Source organism: Litoribaculum gwangyangense, assembly GCF_039543505.1.
Lineage (GTDB): Bacteria > Bacteroidota > Bacteroidia > Flavobacteriales > Flavobacteriaceae > Litoribaculum > Litoribaculum gwangyangense.
Window position 1 is genome coordinate 195470 of the sequence record NZ_BAABJW010000004.1, and the last position, 23142, is coordinate 218611.

Sequence of the window (23142 nt, forward strand, 5' to 3'; positions counted from 1 at the left end):
GAAAATTAACATTTAATAGATTTATAGATTAAATGGGCTGTTTTTTCACTGGCGCCTTTACCACCTAATGTTTTTTCCAATTCGTAGTAATCTAGAAATATTTTTTTACGTTTTTCAGGATTTAAAATGTTATCAAGTTCTTTTTTGAGTCGTTTTTTATTGAAATCATTTTGAATCAACTCCGTAACTACCTCTCTATCCATTACCAAATTAACCAACGAAATAAACTTTAAAGTGATGATTCGTTTGGCAATTTGATATGAAATCGCACTGGCTTTATAACAAACCACTTGCGGTACCTTAAATAAGGCCGTTTCAAGAGTTGCCGTCCCCGAAGTTACCAATGCAGCCGTTGAAACACTCAACAAATCATAGGTTTTATTTGAAATAAATTTTACGTTATTCGACTTTATAAAAGGCTTATAAAAACTGAAGTCTTGACTTGGTGCTCCGGCTATCACAAATTGATAATCTGGATAATTTTCAACCAAACTAAGCATTACTGAAAGCATTTTTTTAATTTCCTGTTTTCTACTTCCTGGTAGTAATGCAATTATAGGTTGATCTCCCAAATCAAATAGTTTCCTAAATTTAAATTCACCAACTTGGTCGCGGTTTGCAATAGCGTCAATTAAAGGATGGCCTACAAAAGTGACATCATAATCATACTTCTTGTAGAAATTCTTAACAAAAGGTAAAATCACATACATGGCATCAATGTCCCGTTTTATGACCTTTACCCTACTTGCCCTTGAAGCCCAAACCTGTGGTGAAATGTAATAATGTGTTTTAAAACCTTCTTGTTTAGCCCATTTAGCTATTCGTAAATTAAATCCAGAATTATCTATAAAAATGATAACATCGGGTTTAAACGCTTTGATATCTTCTTTACAGAAAGATATATCTTTAAATATTTTATTAAGGTTCATGATTACCTCAATAAACCCCATAAAAGCACGTTCCTTGTAATGTTTTACCAAAAAACCACCAACATCCTGCATCAAATCGCCACCCCAAAATCTTATGTCTGCATAAGCATCAATTTTTTGTAATGCTTTCATAAGATTAGACCCATGTAAATCGCCCGATGCTTCGCCAGCAATAATATAATACTTCATTTAGAAGAGTTTAAACACAAAAGTAAAAACAGCTATAAAAACAGTAATTAACAACACACCTCTAGCACGGTAGTCTTGTTTTTTTTTGATAAAAATAAAAAATGCAATTAAATTTAAAATAGCACCCAAACTAATTAGTTTTCCTAAAAAACCTTCATTAGCTGCAGCTTTAATTACGTAGGTAAAATCGTCTCCGTTTCCTAATAAGGTTGCTGCCAAAATTAAGCCTATCGCATTCGCAATTAAGCCAACAAACATGCCTATGAATATGTCTTTTTTATTCATTTAAATTCCAATTTTTTAATTCTTTTATAAAGTGGTGCGCGGTTAAATCAAATTGTACGGGAACCACAGAAATGTAATTGTTTTCTAGGGCCCATTCATCAGTATCTTCACCGCTATCTAAATTAACAAATTTTCCAGAAAGCCAATAATAATCTTTTCCTTGAGGGTTTTTACGTTTATCAAATTCTTCTACCCAATTGGCTTTGGCTTGTCTAGAAATTTTAATGCCTTTAATATTTTTTTTGGAAGTATTTGGAACATTTACATTCAAAACAATTCCATTCGGCAAACCTTGTTTCAAAACTTTTTGTACGATGGTTTTGATGTAGGGTTTTGAGGGCTCAAAATTAGCATTCCAAGTGTAATCCAATAAAGAAAAACCGATAGCAGGAATGCCTTCAATACCTGCTTCAACTGCAGCACTCATAGTACCCGAATAAATGACATTTATAGATGAATTAGAGCCGTGATTGATTCCAGAAACACAAAGGTCAGGTTTTCTTTGTAAAATTTCCCTGATCGCGATTTTTACACAATCAGCGGGTGTTCCAGAGCAACTGTATTCTTTTTGGGGCCCATTATCTATAAAAACTTGTTCAGCATAAAGAGTGGAGTTTAAAGTAATGGCATGCCCCATGCCACTTTGAGGGCTATCAGGCGCCACTACAACAACCTCTCCAAGAGTGTTCATGATGTTTATTAAAGTTCTTATGCCAGGTGCATTAATGCCATCATCATTGGTGACTAAAATAAGTGGTTTATTTGCCATAGTTGTCTTTAAAGCATCGCTAAAATACATAATTTCATTAGTAATTTGCTAAATTCTATGGTTTAACAAAAAATTAGTAACGATTAGCTTTATTGGCATGGTTTTTTCTTTATTTTAGTAGAAAATATTAGGCTTTTCTCAAGCAAATAAATATTAATAGATGAAAAATATTATGAGAAGGAATTATAAAATTCTGTCGCTATTGCTCGTTTTGGCATTTGCGTCATGTAGTTTTACGACTAAAAAATTCAGTAATCCCGATAAAGATAAATTACTCATTCAAATTATAACTTTTGTCTTAGAGCAGGGTCATTTTGATCCTATTGCTATGGATGATGCTTTTTCTGAAGAACTTTTTGATGATTATATCGGTAATTTGGACCCTGTTAAGAGGTATTTTTATGAATCTGATTATAAGGATTTTGAAAAATTTAAGTTAACTATCGATGACCAACTTAAAGCTACAGATATCACTTTTTTTAATGTAGTAAACGAGCGCATGTTAAAACGAGTAGAGGAAGCGAAACAAATATACAAAGAGGTGCTCTCTAAACCTTTTGATTATTCGAAAGACGAATATTTTGATACTAATTATGAAAATACTGAGTTTGTAAAAAACAAAAAACAAATGGTGGAGCGTTGGAGACAACAGCTTAAGTTTTCTACACTGTCAAATTATGATGATTTAAAAAAAGAAGAGAAGTTAGCTAAAGAAAAAGATCCTTCATATGTCATGAAGTCCGATGAACAAATAGAAAAAGAGGCACGTAGTGCTACCTTAAAATCATTGGATATTTATTTCAACGATAATGTAGATGATTTAAATAGAGAAGATTGGTTCGCTATTTATGTTAATACTATTGTAGAAGAATTCGACCCGCACACCTATTACTTAGCACCCAAAAATAAAGAAGATTTTGATGAGCGTATGTCTGGCAAATTGGAAGGTATAGGTGCTAGATTACAAAAGCGAATGGATTACATTAAAGTGGTAGAACTTATTTCTGGAGGTCCAGCTTGGCGAGCAAATGAATTGGAGGTTGAGGACATCATTCTTAAGGTGAAACAAGAAGATGAAGAATACCCTGTAGATATTGTAGGCATGCGTATTAACGATGCCATAAAATACATCAAAGGTCCTAAAGGTACCAAAGTTACCTTAACTATTAAAAAGGTTGATGGAACTATAAAAGATATAAGTATTACCAGAGATATAGTTGAGGTTTTTGATACCTATGCAAAATCTTCTGTGGTTGAAAAAGATGGTAAAAAGTTTGGGGTCATTAACTTACCCGCTTTTTATGTGGACTTTCAAGATTATAAGAACATAAATGCCGCCAAGGATGTTAAAAAGGAAATTGAGTATTTAAAGGCTGAAGGCATGGAAGGATTGGTATTGGATTTAAGGAATAACGGAGGGGGTTCTTTGCCAACCGTGGTAGATATGGCTGGTTTATTTATAAAAGATGGCCCCATTGTACAGGTACGTTCGACTGGTGAAGCTAAGGAAGTTTTAAAGGATAGGGATAAATCCATAGCTTGGGACGGTCCTTTGGTTATTTTGGTTAATGAAATATCAGCTTCGGCTTCAGAAATTTTGGCAGCAGCCATGCAAGATTATAAGCGAGCCATTATCATTGGTAGTAAACAAACCTATGGTAAGGGAACTGTTCAAAACGTTATTAATCTAAATAATATGCTCAGAAATAGTACTGCCGGCGATCTAGGAGCTTTAGCCTTAACGACTCAAAAGTATTATAGAATTAATGGCGGCTCTGTTCAATTGGAAGGTGTTAAAAGTGATGTGAATGTTCCAGGACGTTTTAGTTTTATTGATGTAGGAGAAAAGGATAAAGACAATCCATTACCTTGGGATGAGATAGATGCAGCAGTTTACACACCTTGGGAAAATTACTTTGATTATGATGCTACCATTCAAAAAAGTAAAGAGCGCATGAACAATAACAAAGAGTTAAAACTTATCGAAGAAAATGCTAAATGGGTAAAAAGTAAAATTGATGAAACTGTTTTTTCTTTGAATTACGAAAAATATCTGGCTCAAATGAAATTGAATGAAGAAGAATCAAAGCGATTTGATGCTATTTCAGATTATAAAACAAACCTAACCTTTGAATCTACAACTTTCGAAAAGGCACTTTTTGAAAAAGACACAACTGATTTAAAAGAAAAGCGTGAACGATGGCACGAAAGCCTCAGTAAAGACATTTATATTGAAGAAGCACTAAATGTTTTGGAGGATTTGAAAATTTCCTATCCTGTAAAAAAAGTAGCTTCAACAGTTAAAAATTAAATACATAAATGAGTCATAAATCAAACTCATTAAAACAATTGGCGCTCCAAAAGTTTAAAAAGAACTTCTGGGGCGTTTTTAGTTTTTATTACATAATTTTAGTAGGTCTTGTTTCTATTTTCGCTTATGTGTTTGCACCAGATAACTCTCAATATGCAAACCAAATGCATGTCTCCATTCACTCTAAAAAGCCTGGATTTAAAGTGACGATGCTTACCTTACCATCAAAACTGAATATAGATCAGGGTTTTTTTGATAAACTTTTCTTCGGAAAAAAAAATACAGATACCGAAGTGCCCATCTCTAAATATGAAGTTAAAGATGATGTTTTAATTTATAAAGAATATGCCTCTGATGGATTGGAAGGTGCTGAAAAAACGGTTTCGATCAACATATTCCCAAGTAGTTCAGTTAAAGATTTTATAAAAGAAAAAACCTTTTTGTTTGGTACCGATAAGTATGGTCGTGATTTATTGAGTCGGGTCTTGGTTGGAGCGAGAATCTCTTTTTTTATAGGTTTTGTTGCAGTTTTTATTTCACTGGTTATTGGAATTCTTATGGGAAGTCTTGCCGGTTATTTTGGTGGTAAAGTAGATGCTTTCATTATGTGGATAATAAATGTAACATGGTCTATACCTACGTTACTTCTAGTCATTGCCATTACACTGGCTTTGGGTAAAGGCTTTTGGCAGGTATTTATAGCAGTAGGTTTAACCATGTGGGTTGAAGTGGCAAGAGTAGTGAGAGGGCAAATTATAAGTGTTAAGGAAATGCAATATGTAACGGCAGCCAGAGCATTAGGTTATGATGATTTTAGAATCATTAAAAAACATATTTTACCTAATATTATGGCACCTGTTATAGTTATTTCTGCAGCTAATTTTGCTGCAGCCATTTTAATTGAAAGTGGGCTTAGTTTTTTAGGTATTGGAGCACAGCCACCTATGGCTAGTTGGGGTGCTATGATAAAAGACCACTACAATTATATTATCCTTGGGAAACCTTATTTAGCCATAATACCCGGGCTTTGTATCATGAGTTTGGTTATGGCGTTTATGCTTATTGGAAATGCCTTGCGCGATGCTTTAGATGTTAAAAACTAACTCTTTTATATTTAAAAAATTAAATCCGGATTTTTCTTCTTAGGCAATACAATTTTTTGTTGACAAAACTATTGCTTCTTTAACCTTTGGTTCTAAACGATTGTTTTTTCTGTGTTTTTGGTTTATTTCAATTTCAATGCCCAAATAGTTTTCTTTAAACTGTTTTCGCAAATAGGTGGTAAAACCATCTGATTTTCCTAAATAGGGGTAGTTGAAACGTACCTGTAATTTGGGGTTTAAAGTTTTTAATTCTTTTTTAAATTTTACACAAAATTGTTTTTCATTTTTTAAAGTAGAATCAAATAACAACCCTACATCGCAATGCCGTTCTTGTTCATTTAAAACAGGTGTAAATGAATGGATGGAAAAATGCAAAACGGTTTCGTTTTTGGTAATCCACTGTTTAATTTCCGTTTCAACTGCGGTTCGGTAGGGTAAATAATAGGTAGTAATGAGATGCTCTTTTTCTGCTTTTGATAGAGGTTTTGTAAACTCCGAAAACAGTTTGGGGTGATGCAAAGACCTATTAAGTTCTATCAGCAATCGGCTTATTTCAGAATACTTTGAAAAATCAGACATTGACTTTAAAGTTTTGAAAACATCCAAAGCACCAATATCATAACCACGATGCGAATTTAAAATTACCTGTGAATCATTAAAATACTTTTCAAAATCTTTAGGAATTTTATTCCCCCCATGTTCGCAGGTCAAAATAAGTTTCATCTGTTAATATTTGTTGATTTTTTATTGATCAGGTGCAATGGCCAGATTATTATTTTGGTAGGGTTGTAATTTTGTTAATGAGCATTTCATGGCATAAAAAGCTTGTTTTCTTGTAAACAGTTTGCGAGTTTTTTGTAAACTTTTTTAATATGAGCTTCTGAAAAATCATCGTTTATGGCTTGGAGAATCCGTGTTGATAATGTTCCGTGGTTTAAAATGGTTTCAATAGCTTCTTGAAATGTCTTGTCAATATCATTTTTAACCAAATTATAAAAATTTTGCCATACTTCTTTAACCGTTGAAACTTTATCTAAATTGAAAATTTTTAAAAACGACATGTTTTCAATTTTGTAGTTTTCTCCTTCCTCTATGGTTGGATTCAATATTTTGAAAAGGTTTTCTTTAGTCCATGTTTTTTGATTTTCCAACGAAACCAATTTCTCATTCACTAACAGTTTTAGAACTTCAATAATTAAAATACAAATCGCTATATCAGCTTTTGGGCATTCTTGTATATCAACCAATCTAATTTCAATGGCATTTCTATCAAACCGCGCTATGGCACCACGGGAATTTAAAAAATAATGGTCTAAAATATGTTCTGTATCGTGTGGTTTCGTGGCTTTATTGATAGGATTAAAAATGACTTCCTGATATTCTTTTTTTGTAAATACCTGTTCAGGAATTACCAATCCAGTCATTTCAGGGATTTCTTTTTGGTTGGTTTTATAGTATTCCAATCGGGTATCTTGAAAACCGGTTTTATGGCCTTCCAAAATGGGAGAACTAGCACTTAAACCTGGAATTAAAGGTAAAATAATACGAATGGCAGCATGTAACTTTTCAAACTCATTATCATCAAAAAAGGGTAGATTTATATGGGTACTTTGTACATTGCTCCAACCATGGCCAGAACAATTGAATATTCTATTATATAGCGCATAAACTTCGCTATAACTGTGTTTCCAGAGCTGCGTGTCCGTAACAGGATTCATTAAAGGGTGTGAAGCTGTAGGCAGTAAATGCGCATCTAAATCTTTTAAAATTGCATTAATTTCCTGTACATTTTTATGAAAAGTTTCCGATAAATTATTTAAACCAGTAGCAGGTCCGTTGGTTTTTATTTCAATCACATGGGCAACCAATTCGTTGCTCCAAGCAATAGTGCCATTTTCAATATCGTCAATCACACCATTATTTTTAAGCATTAAGAGTTCATCAACGATTGGCCTAACCTTTAAACTGGAATTATCTACAAGCATATATTCCAACTCAATTCCAAAAACCTCAAACAAATGATATTTTTTAGCCATTCTGTTCCAATCTGTTTTTTAAGGCATTTAAAATTTTAGTATATACCAAATCGCCATAAAATCTATCTTCAACTCCAAAATCGATATTTGGGTTATCATTTATTTCTATGACCATGGGTTTATCATCCACCACTTTGATATCGATACCCAATAATCCGTTACCAATAAGTTTAGCAGATTTTAAAGCCATTTTTAAAACTTTTTTTGGCACTTCCTCGATAGGGAGGCAATCCGCATCCCCATCTTGATCGTCTTTCTTTGTTGCCTTCCAATTATAAATTTGCCAATGCCCCTTTGCCATATAATATTTGCAAGCAAAAAAGGGTTCACCATCAATAATTCCAATACGCCAATCATAGTCAGACGGACAAAATTCTTGAGCAATAATCAAGTCCGATTCTTTAAGCATAGTAGTCGATAAATCGTAAAATTCCTCTAAGGATTTTGCCTTTTTAACACCAAATGAAAAGGTGGAATCTGGAGCCTTTAAAACACAGGGTAAGCCCGTGTACTCTATAACATCCTTTAAATTATCTTTATGAACAATAATCGTTTTAGGGGTATTTATATTGGCATTTTGTAAAGCTTCGGCCATATAAACCTTGTTACAACATTTTAAAATGGCATCGGGATAATCCACAATAGCAATGCCTTCTTGTTGTGCTTTACGAGCAAATGCATAAGCCTCGTTGTTAACTTCGGTACTTTGCCTTATCAATAAAGCATCAAAGGATGATAAGCGCGTTAAATCTTTTGGCTCAATAATTTCTGCATAAATATTCATTTTTTCGGCAATATCCACGAACTTTTTTAACGCTTTTAGGTTGCTTGGTGGTGCTGGATCGATAGGATTTACCAAAATGGCTAAGTCAAAATCGCTTTGGGTTAGTTTTAAAGTATCGTATCTCTTTTTTGAAAAATATTCATTAGCAAAAAAATGCACACTTTCCATATGTTCATCTGGAATTTCAGATTCTGAGATTACTTTAACACTTTGGATGTTCCACTTAGTACTAAAATTAAACTTTACTCTTAAAAAAGGAACCTGAAAATGTTTGTAAAATAGGGTGCTTAATTCTTTATATTTTTGCGCAACATTCTGTCCAAAATAAATACTCAAAGTGAATTCTTGAGACTTAATGTTTTTTAGGCTTTTCTGGATAATATCATCAAATTCATCGGAAACAATTCTAACCAATTTCATGGTTTTTAAATCTACAATATTTTTTACAGTAGGTATTGCTAAATGTCCTCTTGCCTCGGCTAAAAGCGATACATAATACCCTTTAGACTGGTAATTGTAATCTTTACAGAGATTAAAAATACGTGCCTTTTTTTGTAGTGAAAATTTAGGATTTGTAAGATAATCTTGTGATGAAATGACTGTTATATTCTCAATCGAAAAATTCCATTTCTCTGGTTGATTGACAACAATATATTTTTGCATTAACGTAGCATATGCTTTTTAAATTTAAAACAAAATTAGTGCTTTTAAATTTAAATTTTAATTGTTTTCAAGTATTTAAGTTTAAACTAAACTTAATTTTGCTAGTTGGTTTTTAGAGTAATAAAGACTAAAAAACGCCTCTGCAATTTTCTTTAAGCGATACGGTAATCCTGTCAACCTCATTAGCACTCCTTGGAATTTCTTCATCTGATAAACCAGGATATGAATCTAATTCTTTCCACTTTTCAATGGTCGAACTAAAATATTGGGAGGCTGCAGCGTCAGCTTCATAAATGATTATTTCATAGGATTCTCCTTTATCCCCTCCAAATCTTGTAATTACTTGCCATTCGCCGTTTCTTTTGTAAGAAGTATTTGTATGATCTGATTGTGGGTAGAATTTATTATTTGAAGGCTTCAAAAGCACCCAAATATCTTTTTCATGAGAATCTGGATATACCCCCATTGTTAATATTCTACAATCTACAGAATCTCCTGCTACAGGTGATATAACTTGTACTTTTTCAATTGGAAGGTTTATTTTTGATTTGTTACCTAATTCCGCCTGTTCTATTTGACCAAAATTCACAATGGAACCATAAGAATATCCTCCATAAATTATCAAGAGTACACCAAGTATACCCAACGGAATTCTTAATTTTGTATTGATTAAATTCAAGGTTTTTATGTTATCAGCAATGGCAATTAATAGAAAGGCTATGCCAATTATAATGATGACTAATTCTGCAGACATTTTTAAAAATTTTATTTAGTTTAGTTTTTTATTCAAAGTGAACTATTTCCTGAATAGTTGAGGGATCAAAAAAGTTATTAATTGTAACTAAGTTAATAATTATTCTTAAAAAAATCAAGAAAATGAGGGCAATAAAAAATCCTAATAGGCTCTCTATTAGGATTTTTATTAAAATTATTTGAAACTATTTTTTGTTATTCTACCAGAACCCAATCACCTTTTGCTAATAACGGTTCAGCTTGTTTGTATTTCAAGGTTTTATTTTCGCCATTTAAAACATGCTTGATGGTAACTTTATCATTGCGACCAATTTTGGGTCGATCTCGCACGATGGTTTCTACAATCTCAGATTTACGTTGTGTATTACCTGCAGCTCGGTTTTGTGCTGAACGTTCATCTAAATTTGGAATTTCATCCTTTTGAATGTTTAATTTTTCTTGCTTGCGTGCCCGAGCTTCTTGAATAGTATCTTGGGTTTCTTGAGGTAATTCTCCTTTAAATAAGAATGAAATCACGTCTTTATTCACTTGGTCAATCATGGCTTTAAACAATTCAAAAGCTTCAAATTTGTAAATTAATAGAGGGTCTTTTTGCTCATGAACCGCTAATTGAACCGATTGTTTTAATTCATCCATTTTTCGTAAATGGGTTTTCCAAGCATCATCAATAATAGCTAATGTGATATTCTTTTCGAAATCTGTAATTAACTGTTTGCCATTAGTGTGGTAGGCTTTCTCTAGGTCCGTAACTACATTTAAAGTTTTCGTACCGTCCGTAAAAGGCACGACAATACGCTTGAATTTATCGCGTTGTGTTTCATAGACATTTTTAATCACAGGGAAAGCAATATCTGCATTACGCGACATTTTTTCTCTATAATGTTGGAAAGCTGTCTTATATATTTTTGATGTAATTTCTTGTGCCGATAATTTTCCAAATTCATCTTCAGTAATCGGTGAACTCATGGAAAAATAACGAATCAATTCAAACTCAAAATTCTTATAATCGTTAGCGCCTTTATTAGTTTCAGCAATGCCTTCGGAGGTATCAAAAATCATATTGGCTAAATCAACGCGTAAACGTTCACCATGTAGCGCATGACGACGGCGTTTGTAAACCACCTCTCGTTGGGCGTTCATCACATCATCGTATTCCAACAACCGCTTACGAACTCCAAAGTTGTTTTCTTCTACTTTTTTCTGCGCACGCTCAATAGATTTTGAAATCATAGAATGTTGAATCACTTCTCCTTCTTTTAGCCCCATGCGATCCATCATTTTTGCAATACGCTCACTACCAAATAAACGCATTAGGTTATCCTCAAGCGATACGTAGAACTGTGAACTTCCAGGATCTCCTTGACGACCAGCACGGCCACGTAACTGTCTGTCTACGCGACGGGAATCATGACGCTCTGTACCAACAATGGCTAAACCACCTGCTTTTTTAACTTCTTCAGAAAGCTTAATGTCGGTACCACGACCAGCCATGTTGGTAGCTATGGTTACTTGACCGGGTTGACCTGCTTGTGCAACAATATCAGCTTCTCTTTTGTGTTGTTTTGCATTCAATACATTGTGAGGTATTTTACGAATGCTCAACATTTTACCAAGTAATTCTGAAATTTCAACTGAGGTTGTACCAATTAAAACGGGGCGACCAGCTTCTGAAAGTTGTGTTACTTCATCAATAACAGCGTTGTATTTTTCACGTTTAGTTTTATAAACTAAATCGTCTCTATCATCACGTGCTATTGGGCGGTTGGTTGGAATTTCAACCACATCCAATTTGTAGATTTCCCAAAACTCGCCAGCTTCAGTTACCGCAGTACCTGTCATACCAGATAGTTTTCGGTACATTCTAAAATAATTTTGAAGTGTTACTGTAGCGAACGTTTGGGTGGCATCTTCTATTTTTACGTTTTCTTTTGCTTCAATCGCTTGGTGTAAACCATCAGAATAACGACGACCATCCATGATACGACCTGTTTGTTCATCAACAATCATTACCTTATTATCCATCACCACGTATTGGGTGTCTTTTTCAAATAAAGCGTAGGCTTTTAAAAGTTGGTTAAGAGTATGTATACGTTCGGATTTTACACCAAAATCTTTAAATAGTTCTTCTTTTAATTTTGCTTCTTCTTGTTTAGGCAAGTTTTGTTCTTCAATTTTGGCAATTTCAATACCTATTTCCGGTAAGATAAAGAAATCTGGATTGTCTTTCCCAGAAATATATTCAACCCCTTTGTCAGTTAATTCAATTTGATTGTTTTTCTCTTCAATAACATAATACAATTCCGCATCCACTTTGGGCATTTCACGGTTATTATCCTGCATGTAAAAATTCTCTGTTTTTTGAAGCAGTTGTTTGACTCCTTCTTCTGATAAGAACTTAATAAGGGCCTTATTTTTGGGCATACCACGATACACACGAAGTAATTGAAAACCACCTTCTTTGGTATCACCGGCAGAAATTAGTTTTTTAGCTTCAGCTAAAACACCTGTTAAATACTTTCGTTGAACAGCAACAATATCATCTACTTTTGGCTTTAACTCGGTAAACTCATGTCTGTCTCCTTGTGGAATTGGTCCAGAAATTATGAGAGGCGTACGTGCGTCATCGATTAAAACAGAATCTACCTCATCAACAATGGCGTAGTGGTGAGGACGCTGAACTAAATCATCAGGAGCATGTGACATGTTATCACGCAGATAATCAAAACCAAATTCGTTATTAGTTCCATAAGTAATATCCGCTTGATAGGCTTTACGTCTAGCAGCAGAGTTAGGTTGGTGGTGATCTATACAATCCACACGCAATCCATGGAATTCAAAAATAGGAGCCATCCATGCACTATCTCGTTTTGCAAGATAATCGTTTACCGTTACTAAGTGAACTCCTTTACCAGCTAATGCATTAAGGTAAACAGGAAGTGTGGCTACTAATGTTTTACCTTCACCTGTTTGCATTTCGGCAATTTTACCTTGGTGCATGGCTATACCGCCAATAAGTTGTACATCATAATGTACCATATCCCAAGTAATTGGTTTACCAGCGGCATCCCAAGAGTTTTTCCAAACAGCCTTGTCATCTTCTAAAGTAATGTAATCTTTATCTCCCGATAAACTTCTATCAAACTCATTGGCTTTTACTGTTATGGTTGTATTATTCACAAAACGTTTAGCCGTTTCTTTTACCACCGCAAAGGCTTCTGGAAGGATATCGTTTAAAACTTCCTCGGTAATTTTGTAAGCGTCATCTTTTAGTTTATCAACTTGTTCGTAAATATCTTCACGAGCATCAATGTCTTCCGTATTTTCAGCATCTTCTAACAGTTGTGCAATTTGCTCGTCGATAGCTTTGTTGGCTTCCGCAATTTTAGCTTTAAACGCGGTAGTTTTTGCTCTTAATTCGTCGTGAGATAGAGCTTCTAAGGCCTTTTCAAATGTTTTAATTTTATCTACCAAAGGTGTGATGGCTTTTACATCTTGTTTCGATTTATCGCCAACAAATACCTTAAGTACAGAATTTAAAAAACTCATGTGTATATATTTTATTGTTGCATTATTTTACTTGTGCAACACGTTTATTAATGTAATTTTATTGTATCTAAAAAAAGTATTCAAAGATACATTTTAGAACAAAAAAAAAGCCTCAAATCGAGACTTTTTAACTATTCTTTATGCAATATTATTAATATTCATCTTCATTCCAAAGATAATCTTCGTCAGTTGGGTAATCTGACCAAATTTCCTCTATCGAATCATACGAATCACCTTCGTCCTCAATCGATTGTAAATTTTCAACAACTTCCAATGGCGAACCAGTTCTAATTGCGTAATCTATCAATTCGTCTTTTGTTGCAGGCCATGGTGCATCACTTAAATAAGATGCTAATTCTAAAGTCCAATACATTTCTTGTGCGTTATTTTTTTTGCAAAAATAAATTTTTAGTTTAAACAAGCAAGAAAAAAATGAAATATTTAATCATTAATTCTAAGAACGTATGCTATTGTGTTTTAAACAGTTGAAATTTATGATTGCTTTGTTAATATTTATAGCAATTTTTGTGGGTTTTCCTTGGGTGTTTACCAATCGGGTCGGGCTTTACTCACTACACGGTAGCTAGCTTCAATCCCTAATGCTTATCAGGAATCCACTTAATTTCACTTGCTTGTAAGTCATTGGACAACTTTCGTGCCAACACAAAAAGGTAGTCAGAAAGACGATTAAGATAGGTTAAAGTATTAGCTTCAAAAGGTTCTAAATCGTTAAGTGCAGTTGCTAATCGTTCCGCTCTACGGCAAACACAGCGTGCAATATGACAGAATGACACGGTTTGATGGCCACCTGGTAACACAAAATGTGTCATAGGTGGTAAAGCATCATTCATGGTGTCCATTTCTTTTTCAAGAAGATCAATATCTTTATCTGAGATTTTTTCAATATTTAAACGTTCTTTACCACTTTTTAAAATAGCCTTTTCAGGGTCGGTAGCTAATATGGCTCCAACGGTAAACAGTTTGTTTTGAATTTCAATGATTAAATCTTTATAGTGTTGGTTGATGTCTTGGTCACGAATTAATCCCAAATGCGAATTTAATTCATCAACTGTTCCATAACTTTCAATGCGTATGTGGTGTTTAGGTACACGAGTGCCTCCAAATAATGCTGTAGTACCTTTATCGCCTGTTTTGGTGTAAATCTTCATATTACGAAGTTAAAAGTTAAAAGTTAAAAGTGAAAGGTTTTTTGCCACCAATTCACAAATGATAATTTCTTGGTAGTATACCTTGTCGAATAGAAAATTCAATAATAATTAAATTTAAATCCTTGATAAGCTTTATTTGTTTTTCTGACCAGTCATTTTTTTTAGCTAGCTCGAAGAAAAGGTAATTATGGGTTTGTATTGATGTAGTTGGGAATAATTCATCAATTTCATTGCTTTTTATTTTGACAAGTGTTTCTTGAACTTCTGATTTGAAATGACTTAGGTTTTTGTATTCTGTATAAAGGAAGTTTGATTTTTCATCAAAACTATTTAATATTTTGTTTAATAATATAGTTGCTTCATTTTTTAATTGTGTATTAGTCAATCCTTCATAAAAATTAGAATCAAATTTCTTTTTACCTTTTCTAAATTTGAGAATACCAACAATAATAATAACAGGTATAATCAACCAAAATGAATACATAAAGTCAAATTTAAGATAATCTAAACAACTTAACAACCCAACATCTAAACTCTTATAACAAAGTGCTCTTTAACTTGTTCTTTTCTAAAAAATACGAATCCCCAGAAAAATGTGTCAATAGTTACAGTGACTTTTGGGTTTGCTTTTATCGCTTCCCACGCTTTGGTCATGCCTTTGCTCCAGTAAATATCATCAAAAATAAAAACAGAGTTATTGTGTGTGGTTTCTAAAAGTGTCTCAAAGTAATTTAAAGTTGCTTCTTTTTGATGATTTCCATCAAAGAAAATAAGGTCGTAATAATTTGAGGTAAGTTTTTTTATCTCTTCTTCAAAATCTCCAACAATTAAATTAGTGTTTTTTAAATGATATTTTTTAAAATAACCTTTGGTGAATTCTGAAATATTAGGGCAGCCTTCAATAGCTGTAATGCTTGCTTTTGGATTTCCTAAACTCATGGCATGGGTTGCTATTCCCAAAGAGGTACCTAACTCTAAAATGGCGTTTGGTTTAAAATAATCTGAAATTCTATATAAAAGTTTAGCTCGTTTGTTTGTAGTACCGGCATTTTTAGCCATACTTGAAATTGAACGTCCTTTATGTTTCATAACATGGGAGCCAGCACCCAAATCGGTAACTTTAATTTTGTTCCTGTTTTTTAAGAGTGAGTTTCTGTATTTAGAGATTGATGTATAAGTTTCATTTTTAGTTTTATCATAAAAACATTTGGTTATTAAGTTATACACAAAAGGGGAGTGTACCCCATGCTGTTTACTGGACTTTAACAGGAATTTTATGTATTGAATAACTTGATAAAACATAAATAATTATCCTTCAAGTTTTGATGACAATTCAAACCAACGCTCTTCTTTAGTTTCAATGGCATCAATAATTTTTTGTAACTCTTCAGATAGTTTGTTAATCTGGTCCTGAGTTAAATCTGGATTGTTGAATTTATTTTCCAGTTCTTTTTTATCAAATGCCAATGAATTTAACTTGCTTTCAATGTTTTTGAGTTCTTTTTCTTCATTATAAGACAATTTGCTGACTTCATTTTGTTTCCAAGACTTGTTATCTTTTTTTGCTTCTGAAATATTTGGAATAATGGGTTGGCTATCTTCATAAACTCTGTAATCAGTATAATTTCCAGGAAAATCTTCTATAATGCCATCGCCCTTAAAAACGAATAAATGATCCACCACTTTATCCATAAAGTATCTATCATGCGACACCACAATGATGCAACCGGGAAAATCCAAAAGAAATTCCTCCAACACATTAAGGGTTACAATATCTAAATCGTTGGTAGGTTCATCAAGTATTAAAAAGTTAGGATTTTGAATTAGAACGGTGCACAAATACAAACGTTTCCGCTCGCCGCCACTTAGTTTTTCAACAAAATCGTATTGCTTTTTTCTGCTAAATAAAAAGCGTTCCAACAATTGTTGTGCACTAATTTGTCGCCCTTTTTTTAAAGGAATATAATCCCCAAATTCACGAATTACATCAATTACTTTTTGTTCGGGCTTAATGGTTATGCCATTTTGTGTGTAATACCCAAATTTTATGGTGTCTCCTTTAACAACTTTCCCAGAATCTGGTTTATCGGTTTGCGTTAAAATATTTAAAAAAGTAGTTTTTCCAGTGCCATTTTTTCCAATAATGCCAACACGTTCCCCTTTTTGGAATGTGTAATCAAACTTATCAAGTATGGTTTTATCTTTAAAGGCTTTGGATACTTTATGAAACTCTAAAATTTTGCTTCCTAAGCGCTCCATATTAAGTTCAAGTTGAACTTCATGATCGTTTCTACGTTGGTGCGCTCTGTGCTTAATATCGGCAAAATCATCAATTCTGGATTTTGATTTGGTGGTTCGCGCTTTAGGTTGGCGACGCATCCACTCCAATTCTTTTTTAAATAGTTGTTTGGCTTTACCAGTTTCAACGGCTTCTTGTTCAATTCTGGCTTCTCGCTTTTCTAAGTAATATGAGTAATTGCCTTTGTAACTGTAAAGTTGCCCTTCATCCAACTCAATAATCTCATTACAAACACGCTCTAAAAAGTACCGATCGTGCGTTACCATAAAAAGCGTGATGTTTTCTTTGGCAAAAAATGTTTCTAACCACTCAATCATTTCTAAATCTAGATGATTGGTAGGTTCGTCTAAAATCAATAAATCAGGTTTGTTAATTAGAGCATTGGCGAGTGCTAAACGTTTTTTTTGTCCACCAGAAAGTGTGCTAACCTTTTGGGTTAAATCTTCAAGTTTTAGTTTGAAAAGTATTTGTTTGTAAAGGGTTTCAAAATCCCAAGCTTGATGCCTCTCCATAGCTTCAAAAGCCTTTTGGTAAGCTTCAGTGTCGTCTGGGTTTAAAAGCGATTTCTTGTAATTTGAAATGACGTTTAGAATGGGATTATCACTAGCAAAAATGGTTTCTTCAACGGTTAAATGGTTATCAAACTTTGGGTCTTGTGAAAGGAAGGAGACCTTGATGTCTTTCCTGTAAATAACATTGCCAGTGTCTGCTTGATCATCTCCAGACAATATATTTAAAATGGAGGTTTTACCGGTACCATTTTTTGCAACAAAAGCTATTTTTTGGTCTTTATGAACACTAAAAGATATGTTTTCAAAGAGGGTAAGCTCACCGTAAGATTTTGATATATTTTCAACTGTTAAGTAATTCAAAGTGTATTTTTTTTGCAAATAACGCATAAAAAACCAAAAAACGGGTTATATGTTTTATTGTTCAAGGTGAAAACTTATATTTGTGATAAATCAATCTACCAAAATGAATAAATGCGCGATAGTTTTTTACTTAGCAATTTGTGTTTTGTTTTCTTCATGTATTACAAATAAAGACCTGGTTTACCTTCAAGATAAAGGTGACAAATCATCCGAAAAATTAATACTAAATCAATTACCTAAGCCCTACAGGGTACAAGTTAATGATATATTGAGTATTACAGTAAAAGCATTGGACGAGGAATTAGTTGGTATGTTTAATCCTGTTGGAGATTTTGGAGGAGCTAATCAAAGCCAAGGCGGTTTGTACTTTAATGGTTTTACGGTTGATTTACACGGAAATATTGAATTTCCTATTTTAGGAAAAATTAATGTGTTAGGATACACAATTGAGGAAATTAAAGAAAAAGTAGAACAAGAACTTTTAAAACAATACTTTAAAGAATCAGCTGAAATTTTTGTAACTGTAAAATTACCGGGAGTTCAATATAGCACAGTTGGAGAAATTGGAGCAGGGGTTCATACTGTATTAAAAGATAGGGTAAATATTATTGAGGCTATTGCAAATGCTGGAGATATTCCTGTAACTGGAGATAGAAAAGATATATTGATTATAAGACAATACCCAAATGGCCAAAAAATACATCATATTGATTTAACAGATATCAATGCTATGCAATCTCCCTATTATTTTATACAGCCAAATGATATCATTTTAGTTAAACCACTAAAGCGCAAAGCTATTGGCGCAGGACAGACCGGTATACAAAATTTAACCACAATTGCCTCAATTCTATCAGTGTTGGTGTCAACATATTTTTTAACAAGAAACTTGTAGAGCTTATAATTATGGAAGAAGAATTTGATGTATCAGAGTCACAATCACAACCAGCATTTGATTTTAAAGCTTTTATAATAAGGGTATTAAGTTACTGGAAGTTGTTTTTGTTGTTTATAGGTGTTGGTATATTTATTGTTTACCAACAAAATATTCGCACACAACAATCTTACAGACTAAGTACTCAAATTTCTATTGAAGAAGAATCCAACCCGCTATTTACATCAACTACAAGTTTAACATTTAATTGGGGGGGTGTTTCGGGTAAAGTACAAACAATTATGAATTCTTTGAGGTCAAGGTCTATTCATGAAAAGGTAGTTGATAATTTGGATTTTTACATTACCTATTTAAAGCAATCTAGATTCAGAAAAGATGATATTTACACATATTCACCCTTTAAGATTGATTTAACACCCAACACTAAACAGTTGTTGGATATCCCTATAAGGATAACCTTTCTTGAAAATGACATGTATGAGGTTTATATAAATTTTGAATCTAGTTTAGCAAGAACACAGAATTTCACTGACAAAAGCAAATCCAGCATAAGTGTTCCAGAAGGTGAATTTAAAAAGCAGTTTGCTTTAAATGAGGACATAAGTCTTCCTTATATAAATGGAATAATTTCTATTAGAGAAGATCGAAATGTTGCCCCAAATGAAGAATATTTTTTACAGTTTAATGATTTTGATGTGGTTGTTGGTAAATATAGAGGTAGTTTAAGCATTGATAACCCAAAAAATTCTCCCATACTAAACTTAAGTATGGTTGATGTTAACAAAGCTAAAATTGTTGATTACCTGAATGAAACTGTCCAGGTTTTAAGCGATGAGCAACTTAGCAGGAAAAACCAATTTGTTACCAATACCATAAACTTTATAGATGACCAACTGGATAGAGTAAAAACACAATTGACTTTAAATGCAGATTCTTTAAATAGGTACAAAGAAGAAAATAGAATTTTTAATCTAAACGATGAAGGCACTTATATAAACAACAAAATCATTTCTTTAGAAGATGCAAAGGAAAGTAATAAAACAAAACTTGCTTATTATACCAGTTTAAAAAACTATTTGGAAACCAGTGATTCGTTTACTGAAATACCTGCACCTGCAGTAGCAGGTATTGAAGATTCCAACATACTCAACAACGTTACAAGAATTAATAGTCTGTCCGTACAAAAATCTAAATATGGATCAACGGTAAGAAAAGACGCCACCATTTTTGCAGATCTTAATAGGCAGATTGATGGTTTGAAATTGGTTATTTTAGAAAACATCAATTCTGCAACAAATGAAATTAAAAGACTACAAAATTCAATAGATACCAAAATTGCTATTGAAGAATCTAAAATAAGAAAGTTGCCAAAAGCGCAACAGGAATTGTTTGATATACAACGCCAATATTCATTAAGTGAGAGAACTTACAATATGTTTTTGTCTAAACGTGGTGAGGCAGATATTATTAAATCAGCAAGTGTTTCAGATATAATGATTATCGATAAAGCGAAAGATACTGGTGCCATACCTATTGATTTAAAATTGAGTTCCCGTTATTTGTTTGCTATTATCGGAGGTATTTTACCTCTACTTTTACTGGCTTTTTTAATAACTTTTTTTGATAATAAAATACATAATCCGCAGGTTTTGGAAAATTTATCTAACATTCCCTTATTAGGTGTTGTGGGTAAAAATAACTTGGAAAATAACTTGGCAGTACATTTAAAGCCAAAATCAACCATAGCCGAAGCATTTAGATCTTTACGGTCTAGCTTGCAATATTTTTATAAAAAGCACAATTTAGAAGGTTCTAAAGCGGTTATGGTTACATCGTCTGTTAGTGGAGAGGGTAAAACCTTCTGCTCCATTAACATAGCTACTGTTTTTGCCATGAGCGGTAAGAAAACTATTCTGGTAGGATTAGATTTAAGAAAGCCTAAAATATTTGGGGATTTTAATATTGAAAATGATATAGGTGTTGTTAATTACTTGATAGGACAAAAAAAGATAGAAGAAGTTACCCAAAAAACCATGGTTGCAAATTTAGATGTCATTACTTCTGGTCCTATTCCGCCCAACCCGTCTGAACTGCTGATGAATGAAAATATGGATGATTTAATGGAAACATTAAAAAAAGAATATGATTTTATTGTTTTAGATACGCCACCAGTTGGATTGGTTGCCGATGCATTGGAATTAACTCAATATGTTGATGCTACTGTTTATATAATAAGACAAGATTACACCAAAAAAGGTATGATAAGTCTTGTAAATGATAAATATAACAAAGGAGAAATAAAAAATTTAAGCTTTGTTTACAACGGCTATAACCAAAAAGGGAAATATGGTTACGGTTATGGCTATGGTTATGGTTATGGCTATGGCTATGGTGCTTATGCCAATGGATATCATGACAATGAAAATTCTAAAAAAGGATTAATTGAAAAACTAAAAAATTTGTTCATAAAAAGTCGTAGAGTATAGGTTGGAGACTAGAATTTATAAAAAAGAAAACAATGTAAGTGTTTTCAAAATATTAAAGCAAAGTTTAAGAGACATATATGCCTCTAGGTTTTTAGCTCGTCAATTGGCCGAACGGGATATTAAGGCACAATATAGACAATCCTATTTGGGAATCATTTGGGCATTTATAGCACCAATTACAACCGCAATTGTCTGGATATTTTTAAGTAACACAGGAACAGTAACACTTTCTGATACTGGAGTGCCATATCCGGTTTATGCATTTTCAGGTACCTTAATATGGTCGATATTCAAAGAGGCATTAACAACGCCCACAAATAGTACAAATAGTGCTAAAAGCATTTTAAGCAAAATTAATTTCCCAAAAGAAGCTCTAGTAGTTTCAGGTATCTACAAAATGCTTTTTGATAGTGCATTTAAAATTGGTTTACTTATAATTTTAATGATTATTTACAAAGTAGGCTTTCATATTAACATGATGTTTTTTCCATTGGGACTACTAGCAATAATAGTGTTGGGAAATACAATTGGATTGATTTTAACGCCCTTTAGTATGTTGTATACTGATGTAGGTAGAATTGTAAATTTAGGATTGTCATTGTTCATGTACATTACTCCTGTAGTTTATACCATACCTGAAACAGGATTGATGAAAACACTAATGAATATTAACCCTTTGACACCAATTATGGAAGTTACCCGTACAATGCTTTTGGGTGGCGATTTTATTTATCTTAATTGGTATTTTTTGGTATTGGCTATAAGCTTGCCATTTTTACTAATAGGTTTGGTTTGGTATCGTATTTCAATACCAATAGTTGTTGAAAGGTCAAATGCATAATATGGATAATAACGATTTATTGGTTAAAGTTGAAGGTCTAAGCAAAAAGTTTTGTAAAGATTTAAAGACAAGCCTATGGTACGGTATTATTGATTTAATAGGTGGTTTGAAATCCAATAACAAAGTGCGTTTGTTGCGCACTAAAGAGTTCTGGGCATTAAAGGATATTAACTTTGAACTTCGCCGCGGGGAATGCTTGGGGTTAATAGGTCACAACGGCGCAGGAAAATCTACGTTATTAAAAATTTTAAATGGCTTAATAAATCCAGATGCAGGTACTATCACTATCAAAGGTCGTGTTGGGGCATTAATCGAATTGGGGGCAGGATTTAACCCTATTTTAAGTGGTAGGGAAAATATTTATAATAATGGCGCAATATTGGGTTTTACTCGTAAAGAGATAGATAGTAAATTAAATGAAATTATAGCGTTTGCAGAATTAGAGGAATTTATTGACATGCCTGTACAAAATTACAGCAGTGGTATGAAAGTACGTTTAGGTTTTGCTGTGGCAGCACAAATGGAACCTGATGTGCTTATTATTGATGAGGTTTTGGCGGTAGGTGATATTGGATTTCGTGTAAAATGTTTTAACAGAATTTCAGAGTTACTTAATAAATGTGCAGTTATTTTTGTCAGCCATTCCATGCCTCAAGTGGCTAGGATAAGTACTCATGTAATGCATATAAAAAAAGGAGTTGTTAATTATTTTGGAATAGATATTGCCTATGGTTTAAGTATTTATAATCAAGATTTTACCATTGAGGATACTACAATAATTGGTGAGGATATTAAAATTAACTCTTTTTTATTATCAGATAATGAAGGAAGAGAAAAAACGACTTTTTCTGCATCTGAAAGAATGTGTTTAAAATTAAACTTGGTTAATAATTCTGATTATAAAAATTATTTTATTAGTGTAGTTATTATGGATGCTAATTTAAATGGAGTAGCTTCTATCAACTCTTTGAGTCAAAATTTAAAATTTGATAAAACCAGCTATTCAACAGAAGTTAAATTTGAAAATGTTTTTACACCTGGCAGGTATGCAATAAATATTTATTTTGTAGAAAACATAAATTCTCATGAATATAAATTTGGTAAAACGTTAAGTAATTACAGGAATTTATGCCATTTTGAGAGTACAGGAGGGGTATTGGTGGGTACTGTACCCGTACAATTAAACTCAGAGTGGATTAAAACAATCTGAAT

Annotated in this window: 19 protein-coding genes; 6 read left to right on the plus strand and 13 right to left on the minus strand. The window is 32.9% G+C overall.

The features are described from left to right. Positions 1 to 5 precede the first annotated feature (5 nt). From lpxB to surE, 3 genes are read right to left on the minus strand one after another with little or no spacing between them, the layout of a single operon-like run. Positions 6 to 1118 (minus strand): lipid-A-disaccharide synthase, encoded by a 1113-nt coding sequence (gene lpxB, locus ABD963_RS12030; protein ID WP_345277229.1) that lies wholly within the window; start codon positions 1116 to 1118, stop codon positions 6 to 8. Beyond that, positions 1119 to 1403 carry a hypothetical protein gene (locus tag ABD963_RS12035; RefSeq protein ID WP_345277230.1) on the minus strand — a complete coding sequence of 95 codons (285 nt, stop codon included), beginning with the start codon at positions 1401 to 1403 and terminating at the stop codon, positions 1119 to 1121. It abuts the gene before it with no gap. Further along, the gene (surE, locus tag ABD963_RS12040; protein WP_345277231.1) at positions 1396 to 2172 is read right to left on the minus strand and encodes a 5'/3'-nucleotidase SurE; all 777 of its coding nucleotides are present in this window, start codon (positions 2170 to 2172) and stop codon (positions 1396 to 1398) included. Before surE ends, ABD963_RS12035 begins: the two co-directional genes overlap by 8 nt. Before the next feature lie 172 nt (positions 2173 to 2344). Between surE and ABD963_RS12045 the strand changes: the two genes are divergently transcribed. Beyond that, a complete protein-coding gene (locus tag ABD963_RS12045) occupies positions 2345 to 4483 on the plus strand; it encodes a carboxy terminal-processing peptidase (protein WP_345277735.1) in 2139 nt (712 codons plus the stop codon). 8 nt (positions 4484 to 4491) lie between these two features. Next, complete coding sequence (locus tag ABD963_RS12050) at positions 4492 to 5586, plus strand: ABC transporter permease (RefSeq protein ID WP_345277232.1); 1095 nt, start codon at positions 4492 to 4494, stop codon at positions 5584 to 5586. A 39-nt stretch (positions 5587 to 5625) separates the two neighbouring features. Here the strand turns inward: ABD963_RS12050 and ABD963_RS12055 are convergent, their stop codons facing one another. The 10 genes from ABD963_RS12055 to ABD963_RS12100 form a co-directional block, all read right to left on the minus strand. Further along, on the minus strand, positions 5626 to 6309 hold the full coding sequence (locus ABD963_RS12055; RefSeq protein WP_345277233.1) for an N-formylglutamate amidohydrolase: 684 nt from the start codon (positions 6307 to 6309) through the stop codon (positions 5626 to 5628). Between the two features lie 86 nt (positions 6310 to 6395). Next, entirely contained in the window at positions 6396 to 7622 is a 1227-nt protein-coding gene (locus ABD963_RS12060; protein WP_345277234.1) for a glutamate-cysteine ligase family protein, read from the minus strand. After that, a complete protein-coding gene (locus ABD963_RS12065; RefSeq protein ID WP_345277235.1) occupies positions 7615 to 9069 on the minus strand; it encodes a RimK family protein in 1455 nt (484 codons plus the stop codon). The genes ABD963_RS12060 and ABD963_RS12065 overlap by 8 nt, the downstream gene beginning before the upstream one ends. A gap of 127 nt (positions 9070 to 9196) precedes the next feature. Beyond that, the gene (locus ABD963_RS12070; protein ID WP_345277236.1) at positions 9197 to 9823 is read right to left on the minus strand and encodes a hypothetical protein; all 627 of its coding nucleotides are present in this window, start codon (positions 9821 to 9823) and stop codon (positions 9197 to 9199) included. Positions 9824 to 10017: 194 nt separating this feature from the next. Then, a complete protein-coding gene (secA, locus tag ABD963_RS12075; protein WP_345277237.1) occupies positions 10018 to 13368 on the minus strand; it encodes a preprotein translocase subunit SecA in 3351 nt (1116 codons plus the stop codon). A 151-nt stretch (positions 13369 to 13519) separates the two neighbouring features. After that, positions 13520 to 13741 carry a DUF2795 domain-containing protein gene (locus ABD963_RS12080; RefSeq protein WP_345277238.1) on the minus strand — a complete coding sequence of 74 codons (222 nt, stop codon included), beginning with the start codon at positions 13739 to 13741 and terminating at the stop codon, positions 13520 to 13522. Between the two features lie 223 nt (positions 13742 to 13964). Beyond that, positions 13965 to 14537 carry a cob(I)yrinic acid a,c-diamide adenosyltransferase gene (locus ABD963_RS12085; RefSeq protein WP_345277239.1) on the minus strand — a complete coding sequence of 191 codons (573 nt, stop codon included), beginning with the start codon at positions 14535 to 14537 and terminating at the stop codon, positions 13965 to 13967. Positions 14538 to 14589: 52 nt separating this feature from the next. Then, positions 14590 to 15021 carry a hypothetical protein gene (locus ABD963_RS12090; RefSeq protein ID WP_345277240.1) on the minus strand — a complete coding sequence of 144 codons (432 nt, stop codon included), beginning with the start codon at positions 15019 to 15021 and terminating at the stop codon, positions 14590 to 14592. Between the two features lie 44 nt (positions 15022 to 15065). Then, positions 15066 to 15839: an O-methyltransferase gene (locus tag ABD963_RS12095; RefSeq protein WP_345277241.1), complete on the minus strand. Its 774-nt coding sequence runs from the start codon at positions 15837 to 15839 to the stop codon at positions 15066 to 15068. A 6-nt stretch (positions 15840 to 15845) separates the two neighbouring features. Then, positions 15846 to 17708, minus strand: a complete 1863-nt coding sequence (locus ABD963_RS12100) for an ABC-F family ATP-binding cassette domain-containing protein (RefSeq protein WP_345277242.1) — start codon at positions 17706 to 17708, stop codon at positions 15846 to 15848. Between the two features lie 103 nt (positions 17709 to 17811). Here ABD963_RS12100 and ABD963_RS12105 point away from each other — a divergent pair, with 103 nt between their 5' ends. From ABD963_RS12105 to ABD963_RS12120, 4 genes are read left to right on the plus strand one after another with little or no spacing between them, the layout of a single operon-like run. After that, a complete protein-coding gene (locus tag ABD963_RS12105) occupies positions 17812 to 18603 on the plus strand; it encodes a polysaccharide biosynthesis/export family protein (protein WP_345277243.1) in 792 nt (263 codons plus the stop codon). Between the two features lie 11 nt (positions 18604 to 18614). Then, positions 18615 to 21089: an exopolysaccharide transport family protein gene (locus ABD963_RS12110; protein WP_345277244.1), complete on the plus strand. Its 2475-nt coding sequence runs from the start codon at positions 18615 to 18617 to the stop codon at positions 21087 to 21089. A 1-nt stretch (position 21090) separates the two neighbouring features. Continuing rightward, complete coding sequence (locus ABD963_RS12115; protein WP_345277245.1) at positions 21091 to 21930, plus strand: ABC transporter permease; 840 nt, start codon at positions 21091 to 21093, stop codon at positions 21928 to 21930. A gap of 1 nt (position 21931) precedes the next feature. Further along, on the plus strand, positions 21932 to 23140 hold the full coding sequence (locus tag ABD963_RS12120) for an ABC transporter ATP-binding protein (RefSeq protein WP_345277246.1): 1209 nt from the start codon (positions 21932 to 21934) through the stop codon (positions 23138 to 23140). The last annotated feature ends 2 nt before the right edge of the window (positions 23141 to 23142 follow it).

Excerpts from the sequence above, each read along its gene's own strand:
- lpxB (WP_345277229.1), bottom strand. The coding sequence starts at position 1,118 with ATGAAGTATTATATTATTGCTGGCGAAGCATCGGGCGATTTACATGGG.
- ABD963_RS12035 (WP_345277230.1), bottom strand. The coding sequence starts at position 1,403 with ATGAATAAAAAAGACATATTCATAGGCATGTTTGTTGGCTTAATTGCG.
- surE (WP_345277231.1), bottom strand. The coding sequence starts at position 2,172 with ATGGCAAATAAACCACTTATTTTAGTCACCAATGATGATGGCATTAAT.
- ABD963_RS12045 (WP_345277735.1), top strand. The coding sequence starts at position 2,345 with ATGAGAAGGAATTATAAAATTCTGTCGCTATTGCTCGTTTTGGCATTT.
- ABD963_RS12050 (WP_345277232.1), top strand. The coding sequence starts at position 4,492 with ATGAGTCATAAATCAAACTCATTAAAACAATTGGCGCTCCAAAAGTTT.
- ABD963_RS12055 (WP_345277233.1), bottom strand. The coding sequence starts at position 6,309 with ATGAAACTTATTTTGACCTGCGAACATGGGGGGAATAAAATTCCTAAA.
- ABD963_RS12060 (WP_345277234.1), bottom strand. The coding sequence starts at position 7,622 with ATGGCTAAAAAATATCATTTGTTTGAGGTTTTTGGAATTGAGTTGGAA.
- ABD963_RS12065 (WP_345277235.1), bottom strand. The coding sequence starts at position 9,069 with ATGCAAAAATATATTGTTGTCAATCAACCAGAGAAATGGAATTTTTCG.
- ABD963_RS12070 (WP_345277236.1), bottom strand. The coding sequence starts at position 9,823 with ATGTCTGCAGAATTAGTCATCATTATAATTGGCATAGCCTTTCTATTA.
- secA (WP_345277237.1), bottom strand. The coding sequence starts at position 13,368 with ATGAGTTTTTTAAATTCTGTACTTAAGGTATTTGTTGGCGATAAATCG.
- ABD963_RS12080 (WP_345277238.1), bottom strand. The coding sequence starts at position 13,741 with ATGTATTGGACTTTAGAATTAGCATCTTATTTAAGTGATGCACCATGG.
- ABD963_RS12085 (WP_345277239.1), bottom strand. The coding sequence starts at position 14,537 with ATGAAGATTTACACCAAAACAGGCGATAAAGGTACTACAGCATTATTT.
- ABD963_RS12090 (WP_345277240.1), bottom strand. The coding sequence starts at position 15,021 with ATGTATTCATTTTGGTTGATTATACCTGTTATTATTATTGTTGGTATT.
- ABD963_RS12095 (WP_345277241.1), bottom strand. The coding sequence starts at position 15,839 with ATGTTTTATCAAGTTATTCAATACATAAAATTCCTGTTAAAGTCCAGT.
- ABD963_RS12105 (WP_345277243.1), top strand. The coding sequence starts at position 17,812 with ATGAATAAATGCGCGATAGTTTTTTACTTAGCAATTTGTGTTTTGTTT.
- ABD963_RS12110 (WP_345277244.1), top strand. The coding sequence starts at position 18,615 with ATGGAAGAAGAATTTGATGTATCAGAGTCACAATCACAACCAGCATTT.
- ABD963_RS12120 (WP_345277246.1), top strand. The coding sequence starts at position 21,932 with ATGGATAATAACGATTTATTGGTTAAAGTTGAAGGTCTAAGCAAAAAG.